Here is a 209-nt window from a genome sequence, read left to right as displayed (position 1 = left end):
AATATCTTCAGCAGAAATATTTAGTTCTGCACCAGCAATTTTTAAACGTATTTGATGTGTGGTTTTGTTAGAAAAAATGCTAACACGTTTTACAGAGTTTAAAAATTGATTTCTATCAATTGTTAGTTTATTTGGATTTTCTTTAGGTATAACAGCTTCGTAATTTGGATATTTACCATCAATTAAACGACAAATTAATACAGAGTTTT

At 26.8% G+C, this 209-nt stretch carries 1 pseudogene; it reads right to left on the bottom strand.

Annotation, left to right across the window (positions count from 1 at the left end):
- A pseudogene (locus tag FUA24_RS24640) lies at nt 1-209 on the bottom strand (DNA polymerase III subunit beta); the annotation flags it as partial.

Source organism: Seonamhaeicola marinus, assembly GCF_008085455.1.
Note: the sequence above shows the minus strand (reverse complement) of the source record. Positions and strands in the feature narration are given on the sequence as shown.